The sequence below is a fragment of the Enterovibrio qingdaonensis genome (assembly GCF_028683135.1).
GTDB classification, from domain to species: domain Bacteria; phylum Pseudomonadota; class Gammaproteobacteria; order Enterobacterales; family Vibrionaceae; genus Enterovibrio; species Enterovibrio qingdaonensis.
The window spans coordinates 1-2,320 of sequence record NZ_JAJUBB010000049.1 but is presented as its reverse complement, the minus strand read 5'-3'; the positions used below and the strand labels follow the sequence as shown (position 1 = coordinate 2,320).

Sequence of the window (2,320 nt, the reverse complement as noted above, 5' to 3'; positions counted from 1 at the left end):
ATAGGGGAGCCGTAGGGAAACCGAGTCTTAACTGGGCGAATGAGTTGCATGACGTAGACCCGAAACCGAGTGATCTAGCCATGGGCAGGTTGAAGATTGAGTAACATCAATTGGAGGACCGAACCGACTAATGTTGAAAAATTAGCGGATGACTTGTGGCTAGGGGTGAAAGGCCAATCAAACTCGGAGATAGCTGGTTCTCCCCGAAAGCTATTTAGGTAGCGCCTCGGACGAATACTACTGGGGGTAGAGCACTGTTAAGGCTAGGGGGTCATCCCGACTTACCAACCCTTTGCAAACTCCGAATACCAGTAAGTAATATCCGGGAGACACACGGCGGGTGCTAACGTCCGTCGTGGAGAGGGAAACAACCCAGACCGCCAGCTAAGGTCCCAAAGTTATCGCTAAGTGGGAAACGATGTGGGAAGGCTCAGACAGCCAGGATGTTGGCTTAGAAGCAGCCATCATTTAAAGAAAGCGTAATAGCTCACTGGTCGAGTCGGCCTGCGCGGAAGATGTAACGGGGCTAAGCGATACACCGAAGCTGCGGCATCAGTCTTTTAGACTGTTGGGTAGGGGAGCGTTCTGTAAGCCGTTGAAGGTGTACTGAGAAGTATGCTGGAGGTATCAGAAGTGCGAATGCTGACATGAGTAACGACAAAGGGGGTGAAAAACCTCCTCGCCGGAAGACCAAGGGTTCCTGTCCAACGTTAATCGGGGCAGGGTAAGTCGACCCCTAAGGCGAGGCCGAAAGGCGTAGTCGATGGGAAACGGGTTAATATTCCCGTACTGCTTATAACTGCGATGGGGGGACGGAGAAGGCTAGGTGGGCCTCGCGACGGTTGTCGAGGTTCAAAGGTGTAGGCTGTATTCTTAGGCAAATCCGGGAATACATTAAGGCTGAGACCTGATGTCGAGTCACTACGGTGATGAAGTCATTGATGCCATGCTTCCGGGAAAAGCCTCTAAGCTTCAGGTTATAAGGAATCGTACCCCAAACCGACACAGGTGGTCGGGTAGAGAATACCAAGGCGCTTGAGAGAACTCGGGTGAAGGAACTAGGCAAAATGGTACCGTAACTTCGGGAGAAGGTACGCTGCCCGCGGTGAAGTCCCTTGCGGATGGAGCTATGGGCAGTCGCAGATACCAGGTGGCTGCAACTGTTTATTAAAAACATAGCACTGTGCAAAATCGAAAGATGACGTATACGGTGTGACGCCTGCCCGGTGCCGGAAGGTTAATTGATGGGGTTATCTTCGGAGAAGCTCTTGATCGAAGCCCCGGTAAACGGCGGCCGTAACTATAACGGTCCTAAGGTAGCGAAATTCCTTGTCGGGTAAGTTCCGACCTGCACGAATGGCGTAATGATGGCCACGCTGTCTCCACCCGAGACTCAGTGAAATTGAAATCGCAGTGAAGATGCTGTGTACCCGCGGCTAGACGGAAAGACCCCGTGAACCTTTACTACAGCTTGGCACTGAACATTGACCCTACATGTGTAGGATAGGTGGGAGGCTTTGAAGCAAGTACGCCAGTATTTGTGGAGCCGTCCTTGAAATACCACCCTTGTATGCTTGATGTTCTAACGTAGGCCCCTTATCGGGGTTGCGGACAGTGCCTGGTGGGTAGTTTGACTGGGGCGGTCTCCTCCCAAAGAGTAACGGAGGAGCACGAAGGTGGGCTAATCACGGTCGGACATCGTGAGGTTAGTGCAATGGCATAAGCCCGCTTGACTGCGAGAATGACGGTTCGAGCAGGTGCGAAAGCAGGTCATAGTGATCCGGTGGTTCTGAATGGAAGGGCCATCGCTCAACGGATAAAAGGTACTCCGGGGATAACAGGCTGATACCGCCCAAGAGTTCATATCGACGGCGGTGTTTGGCACCTCGATGTCGGCTCATCACATCCTGGGGCTGAAGTCGGTCCCAAGGGTATGGCTGTTCGCCATTTAAAGTGGTACGCGAGCTGGGTTTAGAACGTCGTGAGACAGTTCGGTCCCTATCTGCCGTGGGCGTTGGATGATTGAGAGGGGCTGCTCCTAGTACGAGAGGACCGGAGTGGACGAACCTCTGGTGTTCGGGTTGTCACGCCAGTGGCATTGCCCGGTAGCTAAGTTCGGAATCGATAACCGCTGAAAGCATCTAAGCGGGAAGCGAGCCTCAAGATGAGTCATCCCTAGGACTATAAGTCCTCTAAAGGGTTGTTGGAGACTACGACGTAGATAGGTCAGGTGTGTAAGCGCTGCGAGGCGTTGAGCTAACTGATACTAATTGCCCGTGAGGCTTAACCATACAACACCCAAGGGGTTTTGACGGACTCA

The 2,320-nt window shown here is 52.7% G+C and carries 1 rRNA gene; it reads left to right on the top strand.

The features are described 5' to 3' along the window. Nucleotides 1-2,291: ribosomal RNA gene (locus tag LRP49_RS25035) — 23S ribosomal RNA — on the top strand; the annotation flags it as partial. Nucleotides 2,292-2,320: the final 29 nt, after the last annotated feature.